The 25,573-nt window shown below is 36.0% G+C and carries 24 protein-coding genes and 1 tRNA gene; 10 read left to right on the top strand and 15 right to left on the bottom strand.

Annotated elements, in window-relative coordinates:
* Positions 1 to 2,703: 2,703 nt before the first annotated feature.
* The 9 genes from ACMAYS_RS05640 to folE2 all read right to left on the bottom strand — a co-directional run bounded on the left by ACMAYS_RS05640 (position 2,704) and on the right by folE2 (position 9,180).
* Positions 2,704 to 3,285, bottom strand: a complete 582-nt coding sequence (locus tag ACMAYS_RS05640) for a hypothetical protein (RefSeq protein ID WP_412462917.1) — start codon at positions 3,283 to 3,285, stop codon at positions 2,704 to 2,706.
* Between the two features lie 9 nt (positions 3,286 to 3,294).
* Positions 3,295 to 4,098, bottom strand: a complete 804-nt coding sequence (locus tag ACMAYS_RS05635; RefSeq protein ID WP_103216497.1) for a hypothetical protein — start codon at positions 4,096 to 4,098, stop codon at positions 3,295 to 3,297.
* Positions 4,099 to 4,252: 154 nt separating this feature from the next.
* Positions 4,253 to 4,747 carry a hypothetical protein gene (locus ACMAYS_RS05630; RefSeq protein ID WP_103216498.1) on the bottom strand — a complete coding sequence of 165 codons (495 nt, stop codon included), beginning with the start codon at positions 4,745 to 4,747 and terminating at the stop codon, positions 4,253 to 4,255.
* Positions 4,748 to 5,002: 255 nt separating this feature from the next.
* On the bottom strand, positions 5,003 to 5,563 hold the full coding sequence (locus ACMAYS_RS05625; protein ID WP_392991044.1) for a hypothetical protein: 561 nt from the start codon (positions 5,561 to 5,563) through the stop codon (positions 5,003 to 5,005).
* Between the two features lie 8 nt (positions 5,564 to 5,571).
* Entirely contained in the window at positions 5,572 to 6,357 is a 786-nt protein-coding gene (locus ACMAYS_RS05620) for a helix-turn-helix domain-containing protein (RefSeq protein WP_146037746.1), read from the bottom strand.
* A 97-nt stretch (positions 6,358 to 6,454) separates the two neighbouring features.
* Positions 6,455 to 6,955, bottom strand: coding sequence for a hypothetical protein (locus ACMAYS_RS05615; protein WP_103216501.1), 501 nt, complete (start codon positions 6,953 to 6,955; stop codon positions 6,455 to 6,457).
* Positions 6,956 to 7,196: 241 nt separating this feature from the next.
* Positions 7,197 to 7,691 carry a hypothetical protein gene (locus ACMAYS_RS05610; protein WP_146037747.1) on the bottom strand — a complete coding sequence of 165 codons (495 nt, stop codon included), beginning with the start codon at positions 7,689 to 7,691 and terminating at the stop codon, positions 7,197 to 7,199.
* Between the two features lie 342 nt (positions 7,692 to 8,033).
* A tRNA-Val gene (locus ACMAYS_RS05605) sits at positions 8,034 to 8,109 on the bottom strand.
* Between the two features lie 132 nt (positions 8,110 to 8,241).
* Positions 8,242 to 9,180 carry a GTP cyclohydrolase FolE2 gene (gene folE2 / locus ACMAYS_RS05600; protein ID WP_103216503.1) on the bottom strand — a complete coding sequence of 313 codons (939 nt, stop codon included), beginning with the start codon at positions 9,178 to 9,180 and terminating at the stop codon, positions 8,242 to 8,244.
* A 216-nt stretch (positions 9,181 to 9,396) separates the two neighbouring features.
* Between folE2 and ACMAYS_RS05595 the strand changes: the two genes are divergently transcribed.
* The 3 genes from ACMAYS_RS05595 to ACMAYS_RS05585 are packed head-to-tail and all read left to right on the top strand — an operon-like array spanning position 9,397 to position 11,051.
* Entirely contained in the window at positions 9,397 to 9,630 is a 234-nt protein-coding gene (locus ACMAYS_RS05595) for a hypothetical protein (RefSeq protein ID WP_412462916.1), read from the top strand.
* 19 nt (positions 9,631 to 9,649) lie between these two features.
* The gene (locus ACMAYS_RS05590; protein WP_412462915.1) at positions 9,650 to 10,489 is read left to right on the top strand and encodes a hypothetical protein; all 840 of its coding nucleotides are present in this window, start codon (positions 9,650 to 9,652) and stop codon (positions 10,487 to 10,489) included.
* 1 nt (position 10,490) lies between these two features.
* On the top strand, positions 10,491 to 11,051 hold the full coding sequence (locus ACMAYS_RS05585) for an AAA family ATPase (protein ID WP_412462914.1): 561 nt from the start codon (positions 10,491 to 10,493) through the stop codon (positions 11,049 to 11,051).
* Position 11,052: 1 nt separating this feature from the next.
* On the opposite strand, the gene arsB is transcribed toward ACMAYS_RS05585, so the two are convergent.
* The 3 genes from arsB to ACMAYS_RS05570 form a co-directional block, all read right to left on the bottom strand.
* Positions 11,053 to 12,063, bottom strand: coding sequence for an ACR3 family arsenite efflux transporter (gene arsB, locus ACMAYS_RS05580; protein ID WP_412462913.1), 1,011 nt, complete (start codon positions 12,061 to 12,063; stop codon positions 11,053 to 11,055).
* Position 12,064: 1 nt separating this feature from the next.
* Positions 12,065 to 12,481 (bottom strand): arsenate reductase ArsC, encoded by a 417-nt coding sequence (locus ACMAYS_RS05575; protein WP_412462912.1) that lies wholly within the window; start codon positions 12,479 to 12,481, stop codon positions 12,065 to 12,067.
* An 87-nt stretch (positions 12,482 to 12,568) separates the two neighbouring features.
* A complete protein-coding gene (locus ACMAYS_RS05570; protein ID WP_392991058.1) occupies positions 12,569 to 13,903 on the bottom strand; it encodes a dihydroorotase in 1,335 nt (444 codons plus the stop codon).
* A gap of 56 nt (positions 13,904 to 13,959) precedes the next feature.
* On the opposite strand from ACMAYS_RS05570, the gene cysS reads away from it, so the two are divergent.
* From cysS to ACMAYS_RS05555, 3 genes are all read left to right on the top strand, one after another.
* A complete protein-coding gene (gene cysS, locus ACMAYS_RS05565; RefSeq protein WP_392991060.1) occupies positions 13,960 to 15,420 on the top strand; it encodes a cysteine--tRNA ligase in 1,461 nt (486 codons plus the stop codon).
* 99 nt (positions 15,421 to 15,519) lie between these two features.
* Complete coding sequence (locus ACMAYS_RS05560) at positions 15,520 to 16,020, top strand: hypothetical protein (protein ID WP_103216510.1); 501 nt, start codon at positions 15,520 to 15,522, stop codon at positions 16,018 to 16,020.
* 48 nt (positions 16,021 to 16,068) lie between these two features.
* On the top strand, positions 16,069 to 18,189 hold the full coding sequence (locus tag ACMAYS_RS05555) for a patatin-like phospholipase family protein (protein ID WP_412462911.1): 2,121 nt from the start codon (positions 16,069 to 16,071) through the stop codon (positions 18,187 to 18,189).
* Here ACMAYS_RS05555 and lgt read toward each other — a convergent pair.
* The gene (gene lgt / locus ACMAYS_RS05550; RefSeq protein WP_103216512.1) at positions 18,179 to 18,958 is read right to left on the bottom strand and encodes a prolipoprotein diacylglyceryl transferase; all 780 of its coding nucleotides are present in this window, start codon (positions 18,956 to 18,958) and stop codon (positions 18,179 to 18,181) included. The two genes, ACMAYS_RS05555 and lgt, sit on opposite strands and share 11 nt — an antisense overlap.
* Before the next feature lie 57 nt (positions 18,959 to 19,015).
* Between lgt and priA the strand changes: the two genes are divergently transcribed.
* The 4 genes from priA to ACMAYS_RS05530 all read left to right on the top strand — a co-directional run bounded on the left by priA (position 19,016) and on the right by ACMAYS_RS05530 (position 23,939).
* Positions 19,016 to 21,052: a primosomal protein N' gene (gene priA, locus ACMAYS_RS05545; protein WP_412462910.1), complete on the top strand. Its 2,037-nt coding sequence runs from the start codon at positions 19,016 to 19,018 to the stop codon at positions 21,050 to 21,052.
* 3 nt (positions 21,053 to 21,055) lie between these two features.
* On the top strand, positions 21,056 to 21,655 hold the full coding sequence (locus ACMAYS_RS05540) for a LysE family translocator (RefSeq protein ID WP_392991067.1): 600 nt from the start codon (positions 21,056 to 21,058) through the stop codon (positions 21,653 to 21,655).
* 99 nt (positions 21,656 to 21,754) lie between these two features.
* A complete protein-coding gene (locus ACMAYS_RS05535; RefSeq protein ID WP_103216515.1) occupies positions 21,755 to 23,221 on the top strand; it encodes a sensor histidine kinase in 1,467 nt (488 codons plus the stop codon).
* Positions 23,205 to 23,939: a substrate-binding periplasmic protein gene (locus ACMAYS_RS05530; RefSeq protein ID WP_412462909.1), complete on the top strand. Its 735-nt coding sequence runs from the start codon at positions 23,205 to 23,207 to the stop codon at positions 23,937 to 23,939. The genes ACMAYS_RS05535 and ACMAYS_RS05530 overlap by 17 nt, the downstream gene beginning before the upstream one ends.
* Here ACMAYS_RS05530 and ACMAYS_RS05525 read toward each other — a convergent pair.
* Both ACMAYS_RS05525 and yidD read right to left on the bottom strand, forming a co-directional pair.
* Positions 23,936 to 25,282, bottom strand: a complete 1,347-nt coding sequence (locus ACMAYS_RS05525; protein WP_412462908.1) for a D-alanyl-D-alanine carboxypeptidase — start codon at positions 25,280 to 25,282, stop codon at positions 23,936 to 23,938. The two genes, ACMAYS_RS05530 and ACMAYS_RS05525, sit on opposite strands and share 4 nt — an antisense overlap.
* A complete protein-coding gene (gene yidD, locus ACMAYS_RS05520) occupies positions 25,279 to 25,518 on the bottom strand; it encodes a membrane protein insertion efficiency factor YidD (protein ID WP_103216518.1) in 240 nt (79 codons plus the stop codon). The genes ACMAYS_RS05525 and yidD overlap by 4 nt, the downstream gene beginning before the upstream one ends.
* Between the last annotated feature and the right edge of the window lie 55 nt (positions 25,519 to 25,573).

The following is a 25,573-nucleotide window of genomic DNA, read 5'->3' as shown; positions in this document are numbered from 1 at the left end:
AAGGATTTAGAATTACAGATTCTTGATCTTAAAATGATCTCTTCTAAGCAAGCAAAGATAAATCAAGATATTATTGCAGTTGAAACTAGTATTAAAAAGCTAGAAAGAGAATCTGAAACACTACGCACACAAGAGATGAGTGAGCTCGAGATAGTTGCTAGCCTCGAATCAGAAATAGCTTCTCGAGAAAAGAAGAAGCAAGAATTAATTCAGGATATTCAACTTCTTAAAATTGAATCACAAAACTTTAAAGATAAGATCGAAGAAAATACGACAAAGTCTGAGAAATTAGAAGCTCAGATAAATGAGCTTAGAGAAAAAGAAAGTATTTCATTAATTGAAATAGATCGTCTTGATAGAGAGTATAAAAAAACTAAGAAAGAACATGATGCTGTTCTTACTCAATCTCTTGCGCTTGAAAAAAGTGTTCAAAATTATCAGAGCGAAGTTGACCGCTTAGATGCGAGTGTTGAAGAACTTTTAACTAAAAAACAAAAAGCAATTCTTAATAATGAAAATCGTGAGATGAAAATTATCACGCTTCAAAAACAAATTGAAGAGGGGAGTTCTCAATTAAGTGAGATTCGTCTTGAGATTCAAGAATTAAATGGACGTGATGTTGAAGCAAGACAAACTTTAATTGATCTTGGTCTAGAGCAAAAAAATGTAGAGTACCAAAAGCAAGTACTTCAAGATCAGGCCGATAATTTAAGAAAAAGTATTGAACTTTTAAATGTGAAAATTGAAAAGTCTCAAGCAGCATATGAGTTATTAAACTCTGACTGTGAAGCCCAAAATAATCTTATTAAAGAACTTGCTGATGATGAGAATTCATTAAGTGATACTAATAATGAATTACTTTTAAAAATTGGAAGTCTTAAAGGGCGCATTCAAATTGGTGAGAATCGAATTGAAGCCAAGGGACTTGAAATTGAAGAGCTCGCTAAAGAAAACCAACGCCTAAATAATATTTCAGAGAGTCTATGTGATAAATTGAATAAAACTGTAAGAATGATTGAGTCATTGGATTCGAAAATATCAACATTTGAAAGTCAGATTAAAGCGTTAGACTTTCAGATAAAAACTAATCAAACATCATACGACGATGCTCTATTGAAAATAAAAGAGATGGATGCCATAACTTTAGACCTTAAGGACAGTGTTATTCGTAAAACGGATAGACTTAAGGCCATCTCATCTTCACGAAAGAAATATGAGCGATTGGCCAATAAGAAAGTATCATTAGTAGAGAATATGAAAATTGAGTTGAGTGAACTTAATTCAGGTATCGAAACTGAAACGAATCTTTACAATAATGCCCTATCAAGAAAGAGAGAGCTTGATGATGAGCTATCTTCATTAAATTTGGAAGTATCTCAGAGACAAGAAAAATCTACTAAACTTCAAGCTGAAATCTCTTCGATAGAAGCAATGATTGAAAGTGATGAAAAAACAATTAAGCAGTTAGAGAGTTCAATTGTTGACCAAGGCATAGTTTTAGATAGATTAGAAAAGTCTAGATTAAGTCTATTGGAACAACATAAAGACTTAAATAATCAGCAAATTGTAAGCAATGAGGAATTAACAAAAGTTGAAAATGATTGCTACTCTTTAAGAGTATCACTGTCTGATTTAGAAAAAGAAATTAATACAATTGAAGAGAATTTAGAATCAAATATCTTACGCAAAGTCCAGCTAAGTGAGGAAGCAAAGAAGCTTGAAAATGATACTCGAATTGCTAAAGCAGATATTGTAAAGCTTAACTCAGAAATCGAGCAAAGTGTTAATGAACTTAAGCTTGTTGAAGAAGAACATAAAGTAAAACAAGACATATTACAGAAAGAATTAGCTGAAAAAGAGCTTGTCACTAAAGAACACTCAACTCGTCAAAATAAGCTAAATGTAGCTAAAACACTTTTAGGTGAAGTTGAGAGTAAACTGAGTAGTGCTATATCTGAAAAAGAGATGCTTGAAGAGGGAATTGAGAACTCAACTAAGTTTAAAGGTGAACTGTTACTAAAGAAAGATCAATTGTCTGAGGAAATCTCTAAGATCCGAGATGCAAATAGAGAAAGTCGTAATACACTAACAGGTTTATCTCTAGAAATTTCAAGTCTTAAGAATGAGTGCAGCCAACTTGAGATCAGCTATAATGAAGAACTGGAGAAGTCTAAGTCGATTGTTAGTTCAATTGATATTCTTAGAAGTCAGGCGAGAGACTTAAAAACTAGACAATTAAATGAGCAACAACAGCTAGAGAATTTAAAAGAGAATATTAAGCCAGCTGTTGATGAATTGGCATATGTTGAAAGACAAGTTGAAGCAGGAAATCTTTTAAATAAATTAGAGATGGCCCTTACTCGTGTTGAATTTGATGCAAATCTATTTGCTGAAGATGATGCTTTGATTTTAATTCGTGATGAGAATATTCTTGTTAAAGTTGCTGCTTATATAGAATCACTACCATTTGTTTTCTCGAAAATTAATGAAGTTAAAATAAATGTAACTTCAGAAAATGCTATTGGAATTAGTACTCTTGGTGATCTTCGCTGTGATACGGAGCTAACAAAAGAATTGTTAAGAGATAATGTTAAAGGGAAGTTTAAGAAAGGACTTCGTTTTAAAATTTCTAATGGGCAAATAAAAGTAGAGATTCTTACTCAGGAAAAAAGCCTAGGCGCAAGGGCCTAGGCTTAACACACACTACTGACAATATGGGATGTCATATTTTTTTGTGAATATCTCTTTGTATTCTCTGTCACCGCGTCTTCCGTTGCGGCTAACTTCTTTTTTAAGAGCGATCTCTGGAGTAGGATTTTGCCTATGAACAGTCTTTACCATGCGACAGTTTCTATCCTTACGCCCGTAACAGATCTTCTCTTCTTTTTCGACTTCTAGAGGGTAAGTTAGAATTTCTTTTCCTACAACGATATCTTTGTAGCGATCAGACTCTTTACTTCCACCAAGCCAAACTCTTTTATAAACTGGATACTTTGAAATCGATTGAATTTGATCATTGTTAATACAAACATCGAATACAGAAATATTTCTTCCTACATAAGCAATATCTCCATATAACTCTAGATCGTAGTTTTTCTTAACGTACTTTCTAATCGTTTTCCAGTCGTATTGTTTTAACTCTTTTAAATCATCAACTCCGCCAACAATTCCACCTGTACCAGCATCAACGCCACCATTATTTCCAGTAAATGCGCTAATTCCGCCTGTTCCTGCGAATGCATTAATTGCAAGGGCCAGAAATAATATAGTCATTATTGATTTCATTATAAAACCTTATTCCTTTCTCATTGTGTCTGTGGCCATGAAAGTGAATGTTTTTATATCACCTAACATGCCTTCTTTTTTTGTTACTTCAATCTTCTTGTAAAAAGCTTCTTGATCGATTTTTAACCATGCACGATATCCTTCAGGACTTAGTCCTTCTGCATAGAATGCAATAAGGTTCTTTTCTGCAAGATCGACATCTTGAGTTTTTACATATTTTTCAACTAAATTAAGTCCAAGTCTTTTTACAAGTTTCGGAGAGAATTCAATTTGTTTGTCACCAGTAGTGAACATATTTGTCTTTGTAAGCTTGAGAACGCCAAGGTCTAACATACGATCTGCAGTTTCAGCTCCACTTAAACCATAACGATATTGAATATATTCGCTAGTTATAGGAGACATTGAGGCCAGACAATAGATTTCAGCAAAAACTTTATCGTAAAGCATTTCCTTGTTAGCTTCTTCACTATATTCAAGTTTTCCTGCTGTTGAAGTAGGAGATTTCTTTTGAATTTCGTTAGCAACTTTTTCAGGAAGGTTCTTTAAGAGAAGGCCACCATTTGGACTATCAACTAAGCATGAATAAAGTCTTACAAGAGTTTGATAACCAGGTCTATTTTCTTGGGCCAAAAGACGCTTAAGTGTTCTTTGGTGAATACCAGATTTTTCAGAAAGTTTACGAAGACCAATAGATTCACTTCTAAATTGCTTTAGATGCGATTCTAAATCTAGAGCTACTTGCTCTTTGAGACCAAGTGTAGGGGATGCCTTCTTTGGTAACTCATTGATTATATTGGAGTTCTCTTCTCTCATTATGCCTCAGTATTTTTTGGCGAGTTTAGCACTATTCATAATTTTATGCAGTTAAGCAGTAAAAATTACAAAGGCCGAAGCAATGCCTCGGCCAATCGTTCTATAAAGTAAGCGTCCCTTAGGGAAAGACGCTTACCAAGTCCCTGGCTTATAATTAGTTACAAGCTGGGATTTCGAAAGTTTTTGAGAAAAGCTCAACTTTCTTGTCATCTCTATCACGTCCCGCAACACGAGTGATTTTTGAAACAGTGATATCTCTAACAACTTGTTGAGTTTCAGTTGAAGTAACTGTTTTACAGTTTCTGTCTTCTTTACCACGACATACTTTTCTTGTTACTTCTCTTGAGATTGGGAATGATAGGTACTCGTAACCAACTACGATATCTTCGTATCTGTCACTTTCTTTGCTTCCACCGATCCACTTTCTTTCGTAGATTGGGTACTGGCTTAGTGTATTGAAGTTATCACCGTCAACACATACATCAAATGCTGTAACGATACGACCAACAAATACTGAGTATCCTGAAGAGATTTCTAGGCTTGGGTTAGCTTTTACTTCAGCTCTGATTGTATCCCATGAATCATTTGCAGATAGTGCAAAAGATGAAACGCTTAGTAGTGCAGCAGCAAGTGCGATAATTTTTTTCATAAATTCCTCCGTTTGTTTCTTATCAAAAAATTGATTTATCAATTTCAATACTTTTTTATGTTGTTTTGATGGATTGAAATTAATTTGATTGATATGAGGTGACAATTTTTTCTAATTCACATGAGGATTTTGTCCGACATTGTCCAAATTAGTGGCCTTAATCATGACAAATGGACAAATTTGTTGAGATTTAGCTATCTCTTATAAAACAAGAAAGGCCGCATTAGCGGCCCTCTTATTTATTTAATCTGAATTTTACTGGCAATATGGAATGATGTATTCCTTGTTAAAAGAGTCTTGCTCGACCTCTCTTGGTCGATCACTATTTGGTTTATAGACAACTACTTTCTTTACTTTAACGTTTTTGATTGTCTCAGTAGATACATCTTTCATTACTTCACGACAGCGCTTACCATGGTTATTACATACCTTTTCGCGTGTTTTGTAGTTAATTGGATATGTTAGGTACTTGCTTCCTACTAGTTCAGTTTTAAAGCCATCTTTATCGGCTCCCATCTGATTTTTACCAACGTATTTTGTCTTATAGATAGGAAATTTTCTAGTTGTTTGAATTTCGTCTCCATTAATACATGTCTCAAAAGCGCTAACTGGTCTTGATACAAAAACAGTTGTTCCTTCAAGCTTAACGTCATCATTTCTCTTTGTGACATCGATAATTTTTTGCCACGAAGTTTGTGGTCCAAGCTTTGAGAAGTCGTCTTTAGTTGGTTTAGGGCCACCTGAAACACCTCCAACTCCTGCGTAAATCGAAAGAGTCGAAACTATTACTATAAATTTCTTAATATTGTTCTTCATATTATTTTTCATTTTTCATTCAAAGTGTCCGTTACCATAAAGGTAAAGGCCCTCTTTGTTCCTTTTGATTTGTCTTCATTTGCAATTGCAACTTTTTCTTCGAATGCCTTTGCATCTACTTGTAGCCATCGATCATAAGCTTCTTCACTTAAGCCTTCTGCAAAGAATGCGATGATATTTTCACCATATGATTCTGCATTCTGTACCTTACTATATTTTTCTACTAGTGATAGACCCATACGCTTTAGGGTCTTAGCACTAAAATTAGCTTGGTTTTCCCCTAGACTATAGTGACCACTCTTTGTGACTCTAAGGGCCTTCATTTCAAGCATCTTTTCCACTGTTAACATGCCACTCATTCCGTAACGATATTGAATTAATTCGTTTGTTATAGGTGCACATGCCGCCAGTATATAAATCTCTGCAAAAGTACGATCGTAACTCATTTGAGTTTCGATATCTTGGTGATACTGTATTTTTTCTGAGACTTTATTCGGATTACACTTTTCAATTTCCTTTCGAATAACATCTGGAACAAGATTTAAGAGGAGAGACTCGTTACTTGTGTTGTGAATGACTCGATAGATTTTATAAAGTGTTTGATATGTAGGCTTATTCTCTTTGGCCAGGATTCGATAGAGTGTTCTTTCACTAACTCCTGTTTTTTCAGATAAAAGACGAACTCCAATTTTTACGCTCTTATACTCATCTAGCTTTTTAGCTAGGTCTAAGCTTACTTGCTCAATAGGCCCAAGAGGCGCTTGAGATAGTTGTGGAGTGTTCATTTTATCCATAGATGGCTTGAATAGCATGAGTAGATGCCGTTATCTACTCATACTATAAAAAGTATAGCTTAAGTACCTTAGGGAAATACTTAAGCTATTGAATTTATTAGTTACAAGCTGGGATTACATATTCTTTAGAGAATAGTGTTTTCTCGATCGTACGATCGTTTTTACCAACGTTTCTTCTAACAACTTCTTTTACAGATACGTTCTTAACAAGATCTTGGTTTACAGTATAAGCAACTCTTTTACAGTTTTTGTCATCATTTCTACAAACTTCTTTGTATGAAGTGTAAGTAGTTGGGAAAGAAAGGATTTCGTAACCAACGATTACAGATGCATATCCATCTTCATCAGCTTCTGGGTGACCTTTACCAACTTTTACGATTTCGTAAATTGGGAATTCTCTAGTAGTAACAAATTGGTCACCATCTAGACATACGTCAAATGCGCTAACTGGACGTCCAACGAATACAGCTGTTCCAGTGAATGAAAGATCCCAATCAGCAGATACTTCAGCTTTGATTGTATCCCATGAATCGTTTGCAGATAGTGCAAAAGATGAAACGCTTAGTAGTGCAGCAGCAAGTGCGATAATTTTTTTCATAAATTCCTCCGGTTTATTAGACATTCAGTTTTAGTTTGAAGCCTTTAATTAATTAAGTTGTTTTGATGTAGAGGTTATATTTTTGATGAAATAAGATGTCTAAAAAACACAAAGGATATTTATTTTTTTTGTGACAACGGCAGTAGAAGTAGGGTTTTTAACTGTCATGCAAGGAGGATGTCAGTAGAAAATAAAAAAGGCCGAGCATAAACTCGGCCTCAAACTTTATATATACTTGAAATTATAGACAAGCTGGGATTTCGAAAGTTTTTGAGAAAAGCTCAACTTTCTTGTCATCTCTGTCACGTCCCGCAACACGAGTGATTTTTGAAACAGTGATATCTCTAACAACTTGTTGAGTTTCAGTTGAAGTAACTGTTTTACAGTTTCTATCTTCTTTACCACGACATACTTTTCTTGTTACTTCTCTTGAGATTGGGAAAGTTAGTGTTTCGTAACCAACTACGATGTCTTTATATCTGTCACCTTCTTTACTTCCACCGATCCACTTTCTTTCGTAAATTGGGTATTGGCTTAGTGTAACAAAGTTGTCACCGTCAACACATACATCAAACGCAGTTACGATACGACCAACAAATACTGAGTATCCTGAAGAGATTTCTAGGCTTGGGTTAGCTTTTACCTCAGCTCTGATTGTATCCCATGAATCGTTTGCAGATAGTGCAAAAGATGAAACGCTTAGTAGTGCAGCAGCAAGTGCGATAATTTTTTTCATAAATTCCTCCGTTAGTTTGTTATCAAAAATTGATTTATCAATTTCTATATTTTTTAGTTGTTTTGATGAGGAAAAATTAAAATAGTTATTATTGGCCGTAAATTTTTTCTCTGTTTGAATGTTATTTCGTTCGACAATGTCCAATTGTGACAAATTCTTTATGACAAATTGGCTCGAAAGAAGACAAATGGATTGTATTGAGTTTGTTTTTGTAAAAATACTAAGTCGATAGTAATGAGGTTATCTATTTTTCGAGGCTGGATATTTAAGGAAGAAAAAAGGCAAAAAAAAAGAACTCTGTAGAGTTCCGATTTTTTTCTTTTGAATGTACCACAAAAAAAGTGGTGGGCGATGACAGGATCGAACTGCCGACATCTACCTTGTAAGGGTAGCGCTCTCCCAGCTGAGCTAATCGCCCTCCGATTTGAAGTGGAGTTAGAATAAGGATTTCACTCTCACTTGTCAATACTAAAATTTAAAAAGTTTAAAAAAAAATTAATTTTTTTTTGAAATATAAAGGCCTCTTATTTAGAGGCCTTTGTTTTTATGATTAAATTTTTGGATTTTCTTTTCTGATATAACCAACAGCATTGTGGCTGTGAAGACTTTCTAAGTGCTCAACCTTTGCTTGCCAGTCTAGAATCTCTTCTGCTGAGTTTAGAACTTCCGAGATACGTCTTGTTGAGTGCTCAACAAACATTGGATTATCGCCATTGAGAATAGCAAATGCTTGCTCATCAAGTCTCTTAACAAGAGACTGAGTTTCAGTTGGAAGAGCAATTCTCATTAGATCTACTAAATCTTCTAAGTGAAACTTTGACTCTGCCTTATAAGTTACAGTAATCGTCGCTACAGATCTTTGTGAGTGAGCAGAAGCAATACCACTTCCTTCAGTTGTCTCTCCATTTCTATACTGTTCTTCGTACTGCTTCGACATTGAAAGAGAACATGGACAAGTTGATGAGTATTCGTATTCCATTGTTAGGTTGATTAGAGGAATACCATCACGTCCTTCAACACCTTCCATTGATACTTTATAGTATTGCCATCCCCAGTTTCCTGACTTTAGTGACTGTTGTTTAACAGGGTAGTTAAAGTCTAGAGTTAGGTGGGCCTGTGGAATTAGTGGTTCAGTATCGTAGTCGCGAAGATCTGTACGGTATCTTCTAAGTACTGTCGCAAAGAATTCATTGTTAACATTTTTCTCTAAGCCTTCCGCTTGAAGAATATTACAGAAGCGAGACATGTTTGCACCTGTCTTATGTGCTTCTAGAAATACGAACATCGACGCTTGTGCATCTGTTGATCTAACAGTTCCATCTCTGTGTTCAAAATTTAGAGGGATGCGAAATCTTTCAATACCAACTTTTGGAATGGCGATATGAACTTCATTAGCTGTCTTTTGAAAGTCATTTAAACCTGTTTCATCTTTGATTTGGCAATTAAGGATATCTTCGCGGCTATTTCTAAGTGCTTCAATATTTTTCATGTGAGTCCTTTTGTTCCTTATACAGAGGTAGGTGTGGTCCAACCCTTGGTTTCATTAATAATAGCACGTTTTAACGTGTTCAAGCACTTTTGGCAAACGAACTCCGTAGTAATTATAAGGCTATACACTACTTGTATAGGTTCTTTATGAACGTAAGTTACTGATTTCTGGGAAATAACCTCATTTAATAAGCTTATTTTTTTTAAATAAGGTAAAATGGAATATGACGAGGAGCTTGATATGAAGGAAAGATCCCTAAGAGTCGAAAATTTCATCAGATACTTTGGTGAGATTGAGGACGTCAAAAAACAGATTGAGTGTTGCCCTAAATGTGGGGCCAAGTTCACTGTTACTCATTTGGCCGATCACGACAACCTCTATATCCATGAAGAGGTGACTTGTGAAAACTGCACTTATGGAACTGAGGAAACACTCCACATACTGAACTAATTTAATTAAGGAAGATTAAGTGAAGTACACATTAATTATTGCTGTCATCGCCAGCCTTACGGTTGGTTTTTTTGTTGGAAAATCCCAAAGACAAAATCCTGAAATTCAAATCAAAGAAGTCGAAGTCATCAAAGAAAAGAAAGTTGAAGTCATTAAGGAAGTTCCTGTCATTGATAAGGCCGGGGATGAAGCCTTGGCACAAGCCTTTACTTTATTCTTAGCGGCCCTTGGTCTTGAAAAAATTAAGGTAGATAAAGATGAAGTAAATGAGATCATGAAAGATCCAACGGGCTTTATTGCTCGAAATTCAATAAAAGAAAAATTAGCACCTAAAAAAAATAAGCCTGTGTTTCAGAATGAATCACGTTGGAGAAGAGAAAAAGAAAAAGCTGAGGTAAAACCAAAAGTCGCTGATTCAATATATAAGAATGTAAAATTCTCTCCGATCCCGGCCATTAAAGAGCCCCTTGTCTATTTAGCGCGAACTAAAGTCATTGAAGATGAAAAAAGATTCAAACGTATGAATGGTTCATATGCAGGAAATATTAAAATTTTAGAAGGCAAGTACAAAGGTCAAACCCACCGTATTGTCATCAATATTGAATATTTCAAAGATAGTGAAGGAAAGGGAACAGATGGCCAGTCAGAGATTCTTTTGTATGATGAAGATGGAAAGAATTACTCTCACTCTCGCGGTACCGGTGGCAATCGCAATATATTAGAAGGTAGCGATGGTTCATTTGTTATTCGTATCGTCGATAATACATTCCTTCACTTCATTATTGATCGTGGAATGAAGATGGCAAATTACTACGATGATGGAAAGCTCGTAGGAGTTGCCAAGCTTGTTGAGAATTAAAATGAATAGTCCTCTTCTCATTATCGTATCTGGCTTACCTGCAACAGGAAAGACGATGATTTCAAAAGAACTCGCAAAAGAGTTCTCATTACCATTGATTGGAAAAGATATAATCAAAGAAAGCCTATTTAATAGCTTGGGAGTGAAGGATAGGGCCTGGTCAAAAGAACTTGGAAAAGCAAGTTACCCAATTTTATATTCTTTTATTAAAGCACAGCTTAATGCCAATAAAAGCTTGTTGGTAGAAAGTAATTTTTCGAATCAATTCGATACACCAATTTTAAAAGACTTTATCTCAAAGTATGATGCAAGGGTGCTTGCGATTTATTGTGAGTGTGATGGCTCCGTCTTATTTGAACGTTTTAAGACTAGGGCCTTGTCTGGGAAAAGACATCCAGGGCATCAAGATCACTTAAACTTCGATGAATTCAAAGACTCACTTTCAAAAGGTAAGATTGAAAAGTTAGAATTAGATTGTAAAAGCCTCACTGTTAATACGACTAATATTGATGATCTTGACTTAACTGAAGTGAAAGTAGAAATAAATTCTCTACTTTCTTGAATTAATAGCGCCATTTATTTGCAATCTTAACAAGACTAAGCATAACCGGAACTTCAATAAGAACCCCCACAACAGTTGTTAGGGCCGCTCCAGAATTTAATCCAAAAAGAGCGATGGCAACGGCCACGGCAAGTTCAAAAAAGTTACTGGCACCAATCATTGAACCAGGTGATAAAATATTATGTGGTAAGCACATCTTGCGGCCAATTCCCCAACTGACAAAGAAGATAAAGTAAGTCTGTATTGTAAGAGGAATTGCTATCAGGATAATGTGAAGTGGATTAGCTAAAATCTTCTCGCCTTGAAAAGCAAAGAGAAGAACAAGAGTTGTAAGAAGGGCAACAATTGAAATTGGCTTTAGTCTTGCCATAAAGACCTCTTGAAACCACTTCAATCCAAATCTCTTGATTAAGACTTTATTTGCGATATAGCCTGCAAGTAAAGGTATCACCACGAAGATCACAACTGAACTTATGAGTGTATCGTATGGAATTGCGATACTTGTGACTCCAAGTAGGAATTGAACGATAGGGATGAAGGCCACTAAAAGAATTAAGTCATTAATGGCCACTTGAACAAGTGTGTACTCCGGATCACCTTTTGTTAAGTAAGACCAAACAAAGACCATGGCGGTACAAGGAGCAGCACCTAAGAGAATTGCTCCTGCAATATACTCTTGTGCGAGCTCTGGTGATAAAAAACCTGCATAGATTTTAGAAAAGAAAATCCAAGCAAAGAAGGCCATGGTAAAAGGTTTTATTAACCAGTTGATAATAACCGTAAGGCTTAGACCTTTTGGATTCTTTCCAACGTCAGCAATGGAATTAAAATCAATTTGTACCATCATTGGAAAGATCATAAGCCAAACAAGAATAGCAACAGGGATATTAACTGTGGCAATATTCATCTCACTTAGAACTGTGATCGATGTTCCAAGAACTTTTCCTAAAACGATTCCTGCGACGATACAAATCGTTACCCAAATACTTAAGTAGCGCTCAAAAAATCCCATCTTATATTCTCTCTTCTAAATTTATTATCATCGATTTAATTTCATCTCTTACTCGGCGATAAACCTGAAGTATTTCTTCTTCATCGCTAAAGTCTTTAGTGAGACGAGGAGGATCATCGAAACCAATATGAATGATCTTACCTCCAGGAAAGTAGGGACAGTTCTCATTGGCGTCACTACAAACTGTGATGACAATATCCATCTTTGCTTCAATTTCGTCCGTTGTATTTGATTCGTGATTTGAGATATCGACACCAACTTCTTTCATAACGGCCACGGCATAAGGATTAAGCCCATGCTTCTTTGTGCCAGCAGAGTAGAAGTTAAACTTGTCGCCTTTTAGGGCCTTACCCCAGCCTTCGGCCATTTGCGAGCGACACGAGTTTCCTGTACATAGAAAGAGGATATTCTTCTTCATTACATTCCTATATTTTAAATAATATCCTATTATGACAAACTTCGTAATGAATCGAGTAGTTCTTAATTGTTAAGATTTGGTTATCGCTTACTTTGTCCTTACAATCGGCTGGGCCTGAACTTTAATGGCCTTTCCATGCTCCATAGCAACTTGTCCGCTAACGATTGTATAAGTAGGGCATCCTTTTACTTCCATTCCATCAAAAGGTGTCCAACCGACTTTGGATGCCTGGTCTTCGTTTCTGATAGTAAAGCGCTTGTTCATATCAAGGATTGTCAGATCACCATCCATTCCTTCTTGAATAAAGCCTTTGTTAAGCTTGAAAAGTTTGGCCGGATTCTCTGCTAAATACTTAACAATATCTTCTAGAGTTAGTCGTCCAGCTTCAACGTGAGTAAGCATTACTGGAAGCATTGTTTGCACACCAGGCATTCCCGAAGGAGAAGCTGGGTAGGGTTGAGCTTTTTCTTCTAGAGTGTGAGGAGCGTGATCACTTCCAAAAACATCAATCACACCACTTTTAAGTCCTTCCCAAAGTCCATCTGTGTGATCCTTTGTGCGAATTGGTGGATTCATCTGCGCAAGAGTTCCGATCTTGTCATAGATATCTGGAGCAAAGAGAGTTAAGTGTTGAGGAGTGACCTCAATTGTACAATGCTCTTTTTGATCCTTTAAAAATTCAATTTCATCTTTTGTTGTTAAGTGAAGGATGTGAACCTTACGTCCTGCTTTCTTTGCAACTTCGATAATCATCTTTGTCGATTCAAGGGCCGTCTGAGCATCACGCCACTTATAATGAGCGTGAACGTCTCCATTTGCATTATCACGGATGGCAACATTGGCATGAAGCCTTTCCTCACTCTCACTATGAACTGAAATATGGCAGTCTAAAGTCTTGAAGATTTCAACTAGTTTGTCAGTATCATAAAGGAGAAGGTCACCTGTTGAGCTACCTAGAAAGATTTTTACTCCCGAGCATCCAACCATATCCTGTGACTTTACAAGCTCGTCGAGATTCTTTCCACTTGCTCCAATGAAGAAGCCAAAATTTGCATATGAAGTTTCTTTTGCAATATCAACTTTAACTTGGGTTGCCTCAACAGTTGTTGTTGCAGGTTTTGTATTTGGCATTTCAAAGAAAGTACAAATTCCGCCAAGAACGGCGGCCTTTGAGCCATGAGCGATATCTTCTTTATGTGTTAGACCTGGCTCGCGGAAGTGGACTTGTGTATCGATAAGTCCTGGAAGAATATCGAGTCCCTGTGCGTCAATAACTTCGGCAGCGCTTTTTAGATCAGAATCATTAAATTTAGCTAATTTTACTATCTTACCGTCCTTTATTCCGATATCTTCTTGCCAGCTTTTTTGTGAAGAGTGTAGAGTGCCGTTTTTGATGATTAGGTCGAATTCACGGATATTCATGACAGTTTTCCCTTTTTCGGTTATTCTATCTGCATAAAAAAATAGAGGAGTTGATAGTGTCACTAGTAGTTTACAATACTTTAACAAAGAAGAAAGAAACTTTTACGCCATTAGAAGAAGGCAAAGTTAAGCTTTATCTTTGTGGACCAACTGTTTATGGACCGCTTCATATTGGAAACTTTCGTGGGCCTATCTTTTTTAACTTCGCAAGAAATTGGATGGAGCATATCGGTTACGATGTGAACTTCGTTTATAATTACACTGACGTTGATGATAAGATTATTAATAAAGCAAATGAGGAAGGTGTTGATTCCCTTGAAATCTCAGAGCGCTATATTAAATACTTTCAAGAAGACTTTGGCCGCCTAGGACTTCGTCCTCATACACATAATCCAAAAGTAACGGATTATATTCCTGAAATTATAGAATACGTTCAAGGTATCATCGATAATGGTATGGCCTATGTTGTGGACGGAGAAGTTTTCTACGAAACAACAAAGCTTGAATCATATGGTGAGCTTTCAGGTGTAAATCTAGAGGAACTCAATTCGGGAGAGCGAGTCGAAGTTGATGAGCGCAAAAAAGATCCTAAGGACTTTGTTCTTTGGAAACCTGCTAAACCAGGTGAGCCGTCTTGGGATTCTCCATGGGGGAAGGGTCGTCCAGGTTGGCACATTGAATGTTCGGCGATGATCAAGTCGATTCTTGGAAAATCTATTGATATCCACGGCGGTGGAATTGATTTAATTTTCCCACATCATGAAAACGAAATAGCTCAAGGTGTAGGATGTAATTCTTGTAAATACGTAAACTACTGGATGCATAATAACTTCATCAATATGAGTGGAGAGAAGATGAGTAAGTCCCTTGGCAATATCATCACTGCTCGCGCTTTCATGGATGAGTATCATCCAGAAATTTTAAAATATATTATGCTTTCAACTCACTACCGTTCAATGCTTGATGTGACTGATGAAAAAATTGATCAGGCTTTTGGTGGTGCAATTCGTGTTTACCGCGCACTTCAAGTGGCCAAACATGCAGCTACTTTTGAAACTAATGAAAGTGCAAAAGTTAATAAGAAACTTGCAGAAGACCTAAAGCGTTTAGATGCAAAGATTGAGAAAGCATGTAATGACGATTTCAATACAAGTGAGATGATGTCTGCGGTTTATGAAGCAGTTAAAACTTTCAATACATTAAATCTTGAAAAGAAAGCAAAGGATGTAAACTCTGCACCTACTGCAATTGCATTTTCACAGTGGATTGCAAAGTATGGAAAGATGAGTGCTCTTTTTGCAATGGATCCTGAGATATTCTTAAATGAAATTAAGGAAGTTCAAATCAGAAGAAAGGGGATTGCCCTTGATAAAGTTAATGAGCTTCTGGCAAAGCGAGCGGATGCACGTGCTGCTAAGGATTGGGATGCAGCAGATGCGGCCCGTGACGAATTAAATGCTTTAGGAATTGATTTCCAAGAAAGTGGTGATGAAGTGACGTGGTCTGTTCGTGTCTAATGACCGAACACCTATTGTAATTGTTTCTTAAAAGACCTTTATATTCTCTCCTTGTGGTAATTTTATTTATATACGCAATTGACACGAGGAGAGATTTTCATGAAAAATCTAGTAATTTCAACAGCTTTAGTACTTATTTCATCAAGTTCAATGGCCCAAATTAACTCAAAACAATTTGTAGACTGCTTTGTTAAGGCCACAAATGAAGTGATTGCAGACCTTCATGTGAATGGGTCAAAGAGTAAGAAGAAGAGGCTTTGTAAAGAGCTCTCGCAAGAGATGGTCGATCGCCTAATTGAAAAGTTCACTGTAATTGAAGGTGGAGAACTTAAGTATTACTCAGCGGATAGTATGGGTAAAGAGCGTATGATCGATATCTACGACTATATTAAAGATGATATGAATTGCTATGGTAACGCAGTCGAAGGACAAGGCGGATCTCTATTTGGAGCTCTGGCAAATACATTTGCTTATAATAAAAACTTAAAATTAACAGATCTGGCGCTGGATAAAATGGCCGGCCAAGATCTTTGGGATAAAGCATTTAGTCCAAGTATTTACAAAAATTTGAATGACTTAGATCTATCATATTGCAAGTAAGCTTAAGCTTTACTTGGCACAAATAGAGGAAGCAAATACAATACTAGAATGAAACGTTTTATCCTACTATTGAGCTTCCTCTTTTGTTTTCAACCTTTCGCAAAACAAGTCAATACGGCCCTTGTTGTAAGTGGTGGTGTTTCACTAGGCTCTTATGAGGGCGGATTCTTAAGTTATCTAACTGAATTTGAAAAATTAAATTATCAAGTACAGCGTACGCCACAAATTTATGCTGGAGCATCTGCTGGTAGTATGAATGCTTTGATTACTTTTCTTGAAGCCGGAAGAGTTCATGGTGGAGAGTATATTGTAAAGGACTCACTCTTTTGGCGACTTTGGGTGCCTTTAGGAATTGATCGACTAGCGGATAATAAGCAAATGTCCATGACTAACTTTTTATCTAAAAAGCCGATTCAATCAATGTATAAAGATGCACGCCAAATCTGGAATGAAGGCTTACGAGCTGATATCGATATTGTTTTTGGAATCACTCTTACTCAAAAGAAGCCTGAGATTATTGAAGTATACAAAGGTGGAAGAAAATTTCCTCAAATGCTAAATGAGGCCATTTTTAGAATCCGTGGCCAAGGTGAGGGGAAGCCACCTATCATCGAAAACTATCCAATTGCCACAAATTCGACGAGACAAATCTACTTACCATTCACTAAGAATCAAAATGATAACTTAACAAAACTCTTACAGGTAATCGAGGCTTCTGGAGCCTTTCCTTTGGCCTTTAAACCGGTTGATATTGAGTATTGTAAGTACGAGGACTTTAAATCGAAGAAAAAGTGTCCATTGAGTTCAATTACAAAAAGAACATTTATCGATGGTGGTATGTTTAATAATATTCCATTAACAATCGTTAATAAGGTATCTAGGCACAAAGTCGCTAAGGATAATTTGCTTTTAATTATTGACCCAAGCGATGAACACTTACTTTATGAAACTCGTGAGTTTCAAGAGAATGGAAAGGAAGTCGCAAAGTATGTTCTTGATATTTTTGATAGCTTTATAGGAACGGCCCGCTCTCGTGAAACAATTGCTTTTTATGAGTCTCCTAGTTTTTCTAATTCTATGAGCTCAACTGTATCACTGCCTCTGGCCTCTTCTCCGATGTATGCCTTCTTTGGTTTCTTTGAAGAAGATTTTAGACGTTTTGATTTCTTAGTTGGTTATGCGGATTCTAAAAAGTTTACTAGTGACTATATTGCAAAGAATCACTCGGGACGAAAATTTAAGATGCCTAAAAGAATCCAATTTGATCAAGATGAAGCTTGTATTGTTGAAGTTGTTGAAAGAAAGGACTTTAATCATATCTGTCTTGAAGGGCTTAATAAGAATTTAAAGACAATTTTAAAAATCTCTGTAGCAAAGGTTATTGAAAACTGTGAGCAAGAGCTAGAGCTAAAATTGTGTCATCGAACGGAATCATTTAAAAAGAGTCGTTTATATGAAAATCGATATGAGGAATTTAGATTCAAAGAAAAAGAAAATATAACTCAATACACACTTAGAAAACTAAAGGATGAAGACTTTCTCTTTAATGAGCTTCATAAAACAGAGAAGAGAATAAATCGAAGTGATGCGCCATATTTGGTTATAAACAAACTACATACATCTATTGAGTCTTATACTGATAAACTCAACGCTACCGAAAAATTTGTCGCAAAATTAGGTTCAAAAGCCTATCTTGATTCTATTTACTACATTCCTTATGAGTCGTACTTCTCAATTGATTTAGGAACTCTTGCAGAAATTTCGTACACTCGTGCAATTGACGACTTTTCAAGATCGATAAAGAGTTGGCGCTGGGGTGTTGGATTGATGCTAAATTCTGTTATGGACTTTCAAGAATCTAAAGATGATGACAATGTTTTTATTCCTAATATTGGAATTGAAAAGACAATGCTTAGCTGGTCTGATGAGAGTTTACAAATAAGCCTAGGTGTACGAGGAGGCTATATGTTTTCTAGTACCGATAAGTATGGCTCTGTCGAATGTAGTAGCTTCCGTGCAAATTTTAAATCTTGTTCTGGAGTTTATGGCCAATTCTATCCACTTTTTACCTTATATGAAAAAGTACGTATTAAGCCATTTGTTCACTACATTCATGCAACAGAAAATAAAGAAATTGGTACTGGTTTAGAACTTGGGCTTAACCTTTAGTAACAGGTTTATAAAGAACTAAGATAATACCAACGATAATAAGTGGGATACTTAGAATTTGTCCCATATTTAGGGCCATACCTTGTTCAAATGCCACTTGGTTTTCTTTAAAGAATTCCACAAAGAATCGCCATGCAAAACCACCAATAAAGATAATTCCTAAAAAGCGTCCAGATTGCCACTTATTGTGAAATTTTGAATAGAGGTAGTAAACAAGTCCTGAAACTGCAAAGAAGCCAAGTGCTTCGTAGAGCTGAGTAGGGTGGCGAGCAATATTATCTGCACGAACAAATTTAAACGCCCATGGAAGATTTGTTGGATGACCAAAGATCTCAGAATTCATTAGGTTTCCAAGTCTAATAAATCCACCTGTCATAAGGGCCGGTGCTGCAACAAGATCAAGAAGCCACATCAGTGGGACATCTTTAACTCTTTTCTTAAAGGCGTATATTGAAACGATAACACCAAGGAATCCACCGTGACTTGCAAGTCCACCTTTCCATACATAGAGAATCTCAAGGGGATTACTTAAGTAATAACCTGGCTCATAGAAGAGACAATGACCTAGACGTGCACCAACGACACAACCTACAATCATGTAGTTTAATAATGAGCTTACTTCGTCTTTAGTAAAGTTTTTTTCTTTGATTAGGTAGCGGCGACAATAGCGCTCACCAATAAAGAAACCAACGATAAACATTAGTGAGTAATAACGAACGGCAATAGGTCCGATTCTAAATATTTCTGGATCAACATTCCATGTAATCATATACTTATTGTATGATGATAGTGTAGGTTTTACACTTACTTTTTACTTTTAAATCTTATGCAAGACGTTAATACACTAAACGCTCAACATTATTGCCAAGTCGCGGTTGATTATCCAAAACTACCAAGTGTTCTTACTTATAAGACGTTAGGAGAGGAAATACCTGTTGGTAGCCTTGTGGAAGTCCCTCTTGGTAGAAGGAAGGCTAAAGGTGTTGTCGTACCATTTACAATTACGCAAAAAGAATTAGAAGAAACGATTACTAAGTATAAGCTTAGGCCAATCAACGAAGTTCTCGCGCCAGAGTTTTCATTATCACAAAGTGAGATGAAGCTCTACGATTGGATGTCTCGTTACTATCACTACAATCTTGGGCAACTTGCTTGGGACTGCTTGCCAAAAATTTTAAAACGTCCTCGCGAAGTTGAAACTCAATTTGGTGATAACCAAGATTTTGAACATGAACTATCTCCGCTACAAAAGCCCATATATGAAAGTATCAATGCTAAGCTTGATAATGGATTTGATCGCTTTCTCGTTCATGGTGTTACAGGATCAGGAAAAACATTAATTTATCTTCACTTGATAAAGAATGTATTAAAGAAGGGAAAGAGTGTACTTTTCTTGCTACCTGAAATTAACCTGACGCCTCAGTTTATGGAGACGTTTAAAAAATATTTGGATTGTCCAATTCTTCCGTATCACTCGGGTGTAACACCTTCTCACAAGAATGCTATTTGGAAGTTTTTAAAGAAATCTGATCGGCCAGTTCTTTTAATGGGAGTGCGCTCTAGTGTTTTCTTGCCTGTTGAAAACCTAGGCCTTGTGATCGTTGACGAAGAACATGATAGCTCATTTAAGCAAACAGATCGTTGTCCTTATAATGGGCGCGATGTTGCCATTAAGAAAGCACAGCTATTCAATGCACCTGTCGTTCTTGGTAGTGCGACGCCTTCATTAGAAAATTACTTCACTTTTTCAAAGCTTAAACCAGAGAATTACTTTTCATTGGAAAAGAGAGTTGCCGGCGGCTTTCCGGAGATTGAATTATTAGACTCTCGCTCTCATGGTGCTAAGAAAGATATGGATGCCTTATCGATTTGGCCATTTGAAAAGAAGTCTTTAGATATGATTAGTGAAGCTTTAGATAGAGACGAGCAAGTTCTCGTTTTTGTAAATCGCCTAGGTTTTTCAAATTATCTTCAGTGTCGAGGTTGTGGTTATAAATTCGAAGATCCTAATACTGGTGTACCACTAAGGTATTTTAAAAATAAAAATATTCTTTCAAGCTCTCATTCAGACTATCAAATTCCAAGACCAGAAATTTGTCCTGAATGTGGAAATATGAATCTGCTACAAAAGGGATTCGGTACAGAAAGACTGCAAGAAGTTTTACAAGAGTTTTATCCTACTAAGAAGATTGAGCGCTTTGATCGCGATGAGATCACAAATCTTGATAAGCTAGAAGATAAACTTGAGCGTTTCCATAAAGGTGATATTGATATCTTTGTCGGAACACAAATGCTTTCTAAAGGTCACAACTTTAAAAAAGTTAATCTCGTTTTAATTTTAGGAACTGATTCAATGCTAAACTTCCCTGACTTTAGGGCCATGGAAAAAGCTTATCAAATGATTGTCCAAATTTTAGGACGAGCAGGGCGATATTCAAATCACGCTAAGGTTGCAATTCAAACGATGCTTCCAGATAATACAATGTTCGATTTTATCAAATCACATAGTTTTTCTGGTTTTTATGATTTCGAATTAACAACGCGTGAGTTTGGTCTATTTCCTCCTTATACAAAGATGGCAAATATTCATGTCTCTGGTAGAGATCGCGACAAAATAATTGCCAATCTCTCAAGTGAAATTCAAAAGCTTCGTGGGTTAATGGAACAGTTGGGAATCGATGGCCAAGTATGGGGCCCTACTCCTGCTATGATTGAAAGGCGTGCGAATATGTTCACATGGAGCATGTCTTTAATGTGTAAGAATGGGGGCGAGCTCAATCAAGTATTGCAGATTTTTCGCGCTCAAAATAAGATCGACTATTCTTTCTCTGTAAAAATCGATGTCGATCCAATGGATACTTAATTTATGCTTTCAAAAATAATTACTAGCTTCTTCTTTATCGTGGCCCCTCTTTGTTATTCACCTGGCCCTGCAAATATAACTTTGGCCGGCCTTGGGGGAACTTATAGTTTTAAGAAAACTCTACCTTTCATACTTGGGTTATGGCTTTCAACTATTTCAGGACTTCTACTTTGTCTATATGGTGCAACAGACTTCATCATGAAACATGAGAAGCTCATGAGATACCTTCCTGTTTTTGGAGCTTTATACTTATTCTTTATGGCCTATAAAAGCCTTACTAATGTGAAGAAAGTAGAGGTGAAGAATGAGGAAGAAAATAATAAAGGTCCTTCATTTCTAGAAGGGGCTATTTTTCAGGCCCTAAATCCCAAATTCCTAGTTTTCACAATTAGTGTTTACTCACCATTTTTAAATGAGGGGAAACTCTTTCTAACACTTTTTAGTGCCGTGATTTTTTTTGGTGGAGCTAGTGCTCATCTGCTCTGGTTTTTTATGGGCAATCGTCTGGCCCACGTTTTAGGCGGGAAGAAGGCCCAGTACTTTTTTAGTATCCTATTAATCGCAGTAGGGATTTGGATGATTTCAACTTCTATCTCTAAGTAGTTAATATTACTAGCTGTATTAGTCTAACCTAATTGTCTTAAAACGATTTCTATTTACAAAGTACTTGCTAAATCTAAATAACGCATGTAGATATTGGACATGCACAAGTCTCCTGTTCGCTTTTCATTTATTATTCCGATTGTTATGGGGGTAGTACTAACAATAAGCTTCTTTGTCATGGGCGCAGCTACTTACAGTATTCATAGTAATCAGGAAAGGGTTCGTTTTGAGAATGATAGAGAAATCATTTCAAGACAGATTGTAAATTCTCTAAAACTTCCTATCTGGAACTTAAATAAAGAATATATTCAGAAAATTTCTAATGTCTTTGTTAACTCAAGCGACCAGGCCGTTACTGCTATTACTGTTAGAGATGAGAATGAAAGTCTTTTGAGTCAGATTTCATTAGTTGAAGCAGCGGCCCCAAAATATGTAAGCCCTGAAATAGTCATTGAAAATTTTGAAGTTATATATGAGGGCAAAAAGATAGGAAGTGTTGAAATTAGATTTTCGAATCAATTAAATGCTATCTATGTTCACAATATCATGAAGATGATTGGGGTATGGTTTATATCAGGACTTGTTCTATCTTTGATTGTGACATCAATTGCTTACTATTATTTATTCTTTAATCCTCTAAAACACTTTGTAAATAGAACAAGCCGTATTGCCAGTGGTGACTTCCGCCCAATACGTGAAAAATTTGTTCTTAATGAATTATCATTCTTTGCAAAAACACTTAATAAAACTCTAACCGAAATTATTTTAAGAGACGTAAAGCTAAAGAGATATAATGAAGAGCTTGAGGCGATAGTTACGACAAGAACTCAGGAATTATATGAGCAAAGAGAAAGAAGTCACGAATCAGAGAGACTCGCTGCCCTAGGGCAAATGGCCGCTGGGATCGCTCACGAGATTAATAACCCATTATTTGTTATTCTTGGAAATCTAAATCGATTAAAGAAATGTGTTAACGGCGAGAAGTGTGAATACATTCTTGAAAAGGTTGAGCTTGCTGCAGATCGAATTACCGATATTGTTAAGAGTATGTCGACAATGTCTCGTGATGGTCAAAAGGATTTAAAAACAATTATTAGGTGTGAAGAATTAGAATCAATTGTTTCATCTATTTGTCGAGGACGTTTAGCGGAAAAAGATATTCGTTTAGAATTCTCTTACGATAAATCTTCTATTGATAATTTAATTTATGCTAATAAAACTCAGATTAGCCAAGTTCTTGTTAATTTAATTAATAACTCGATTGATGCGATTGAGGAATTAGACGAACGATTAATTATCGTTTCTATAAAACAAGATTTCGAAAATCTTTATATCGAAGTCATTGATAGTGGAAAAGGGATTGATCCAAGAATCGAAAGCCGTATTATGGAGCCTTTTTACACGACTAAAGATGTAAATAAGGGAACAGGATTAGGACTTAGTTTATCTTATGAGATGATGTTAAATAATGATGGCTATCTTAGATATGATTCGAAGTCTGAAAATACGAAATTTATCTTATCGTTACCTAGATATAGTGGAGAAGCTAGTGAATTACTTCACTAAGTACGCTTTAATATTTGCTTTCTCTACTTCTCTCTTTGCTGCCAAGGAAGTTCAGGTTGGTGCTTATCAATTCCCACCATTTTATATTTCTAAAAATGGAAAGAAGTCTGGACTCGTTTATGAAGTTATAAAAGAGCTTAATAAAGTTCAGAGTGAATATCGATTTAAGATTGTGGAAACATCTGCAAGGCGACGCTATCGAGACTTTACAACGAAGCGCTTTGATTTAATTTTATTTGAAAGCCCTAGGTGGGGATGGGAAGAACGTGGCATAAAATATGATATGACTCCTTCTTTTTTAAAAGGTGGCGAAAAATTTATCGCTAAAAAAGATAAGAATAGAACTCATGCTTACTTAAAGGATTTAAAAAAGAAGAACATTCTGCTGTATGATGGTTATCACTATGGATTTCTTGATTTTGATATTGATCAGAAATACGATGCGAAATTAATCTATACCAACTCACATGAAGGAAATATTTTAAGTATCTTAAAGGGACGTGGAGATATTGCCGTCGTAACAGAGTCTTACCTAACTCAGTTTTTGGAAGATAATAAAAATTTAAAAGATAAACTCATTATCTCTACTCACTACGATCAAGAGTATTCTCACCGAGCATTAGTCACTCAAGACTCTATTATCACAAACGAAAAATTTTATCATTTCTTAAAGCTAATTAAAGATAGACCTTGTTGTCGACAGTTTTCAAATTTTTAGTTTAACTCATACATTAAAAGCTCACTGAAGCGTTCTTTAGAGCGTCTCCAAGCCTTTGCTTCTTGTCTTAACTTCTCATTCTTTGCAGAGTTTGGACCCATTAAAAGTTGTCTCTTTTTTGGATTATTGATCATAACACAAAAAGTAACAGGATCGGCTTCAAAGCTTCTTCCGCAAATATTATAAACGAAGTCGAGGCTTCCTGTTTTATAGCGGTACTTTTCAAACCCTTCATTAGTTAAATACTTGCGATGTAGAGAACCACTGTGACCAGTAATTGAAAGTAGGTTAATGAAGTAGTTATTGCCAAATTTCTTATATGCGTTCTTATTGATGAAATTGACAATATCTTGAGCTAACATTTCTATGTTAACACTCAGTCCAGAACTATTAGTAAGCTCGCCTTTAACAGGTAGCTTTAAGTCGCTAACCATTTTTTGAGCAGCATCTTTCAAATTATCTTTTTTTGTCGCTTTTAAGACTAGTGTTTCAATAAATAAGTTATTTGAGTACTCGAGAGATAATTTTACCATATCTAGAGAAGGCACAGAGTAGACAGTGTTTAAAATTTTAGACTTAGTAAAACTTTCTTCAAACGCCACGCCTTTTGTTTCAATGCCCGCAATCTTTAAGTGATGATTAAAATAATTAGCATTAAACTGTAGAGAGTCTCTTATAGGTACTTCTAGAAAGTAATCTTTGGAATTTGTATAAACCCATGATTCCTTTTCATTATTTTTGATATGACGAAAAACTTCTCCAGGTCCTAGTGGCTTAGGTGACTTTTTAATTTCTAGGCCATTGTGATTTGGGAAAATATTTTTATCGTCACGTCCGATCGACTTGAAACGGTTAAAATTTATGTTAAGGCCTGAAATACTTTGGTTATATGGTTGGTCATCTAGTCCAACATTTCCTATACGATTTAGATCGACAAAATTATTAACAACAATGAGTTTTCCTTCAACTTTCTTTATTCCAGCTGCCTTTACTGCATCAATGAGATCATAGGCTTGTGCTGTTAGAAAGTAGGGGTCACCTGAAGTACTTAGGATAAGGTCTCCCTTTAGTGTCCCGTTTGAAATATGTCCTCTTGAGGCAATCGATGTTTTAAAACGATAGTCTGTACCTAATTTATCGAGGATGTAATAAGCCGAAAATATTTTAAAAATCGAAGCGGGGATAAAAGAGTTTTTTGAATCGAGGGATCTTGATTTACCACTATCCCATTGTAAGAAGTAACTTAATTCGTCACCCTTATCTAAAAATTCTTTCTTTAAATTGTCGATTGATGTTGTGGCAAGAGATGCTAGAGAAAAAAATATTAAAAATAAAAACTTCATTTGTGCTTATCCTTATGGCAACAGTCTAGAGTTACAGGATCATATCCGCCTTTTGACCATGGGTGGCAACTCGCAATACGTTTTGTTGTTTTCCAAAATGCTATGTGAAATGGCAGTTTGGAAAAGGCCTCAATGCCATATTGAGAGCATGTTGGAGTATAGCGACAATTTGCCCCGAGAAATGGGGAGATTGCTATTTGGTAAAAGCGGATTAATTTGATGAAAATGTATCTCATTACGCGTTATTTTAGCATTTTCATGGATAATTTGCTAAATTTTTATGGTTCAAAT

It is taken from the genome of Halobacteriovorax sp. RT-2-6 (assembly GCF_047085025.1).
In the GTDB taxonomy this organism is placed as follows: domain Bacteria; phylum Bdellovibrionota; class Bacteriovoracia; order Bacteriovoracales; family Bacteriovoracaceae; genus Halobacteriovorax_A.
The sequence above is the reverse complement of the archived record's forward strand: the minus strand, read 5'-3'. Positions and strand labels throughout refer to the sequence as shown.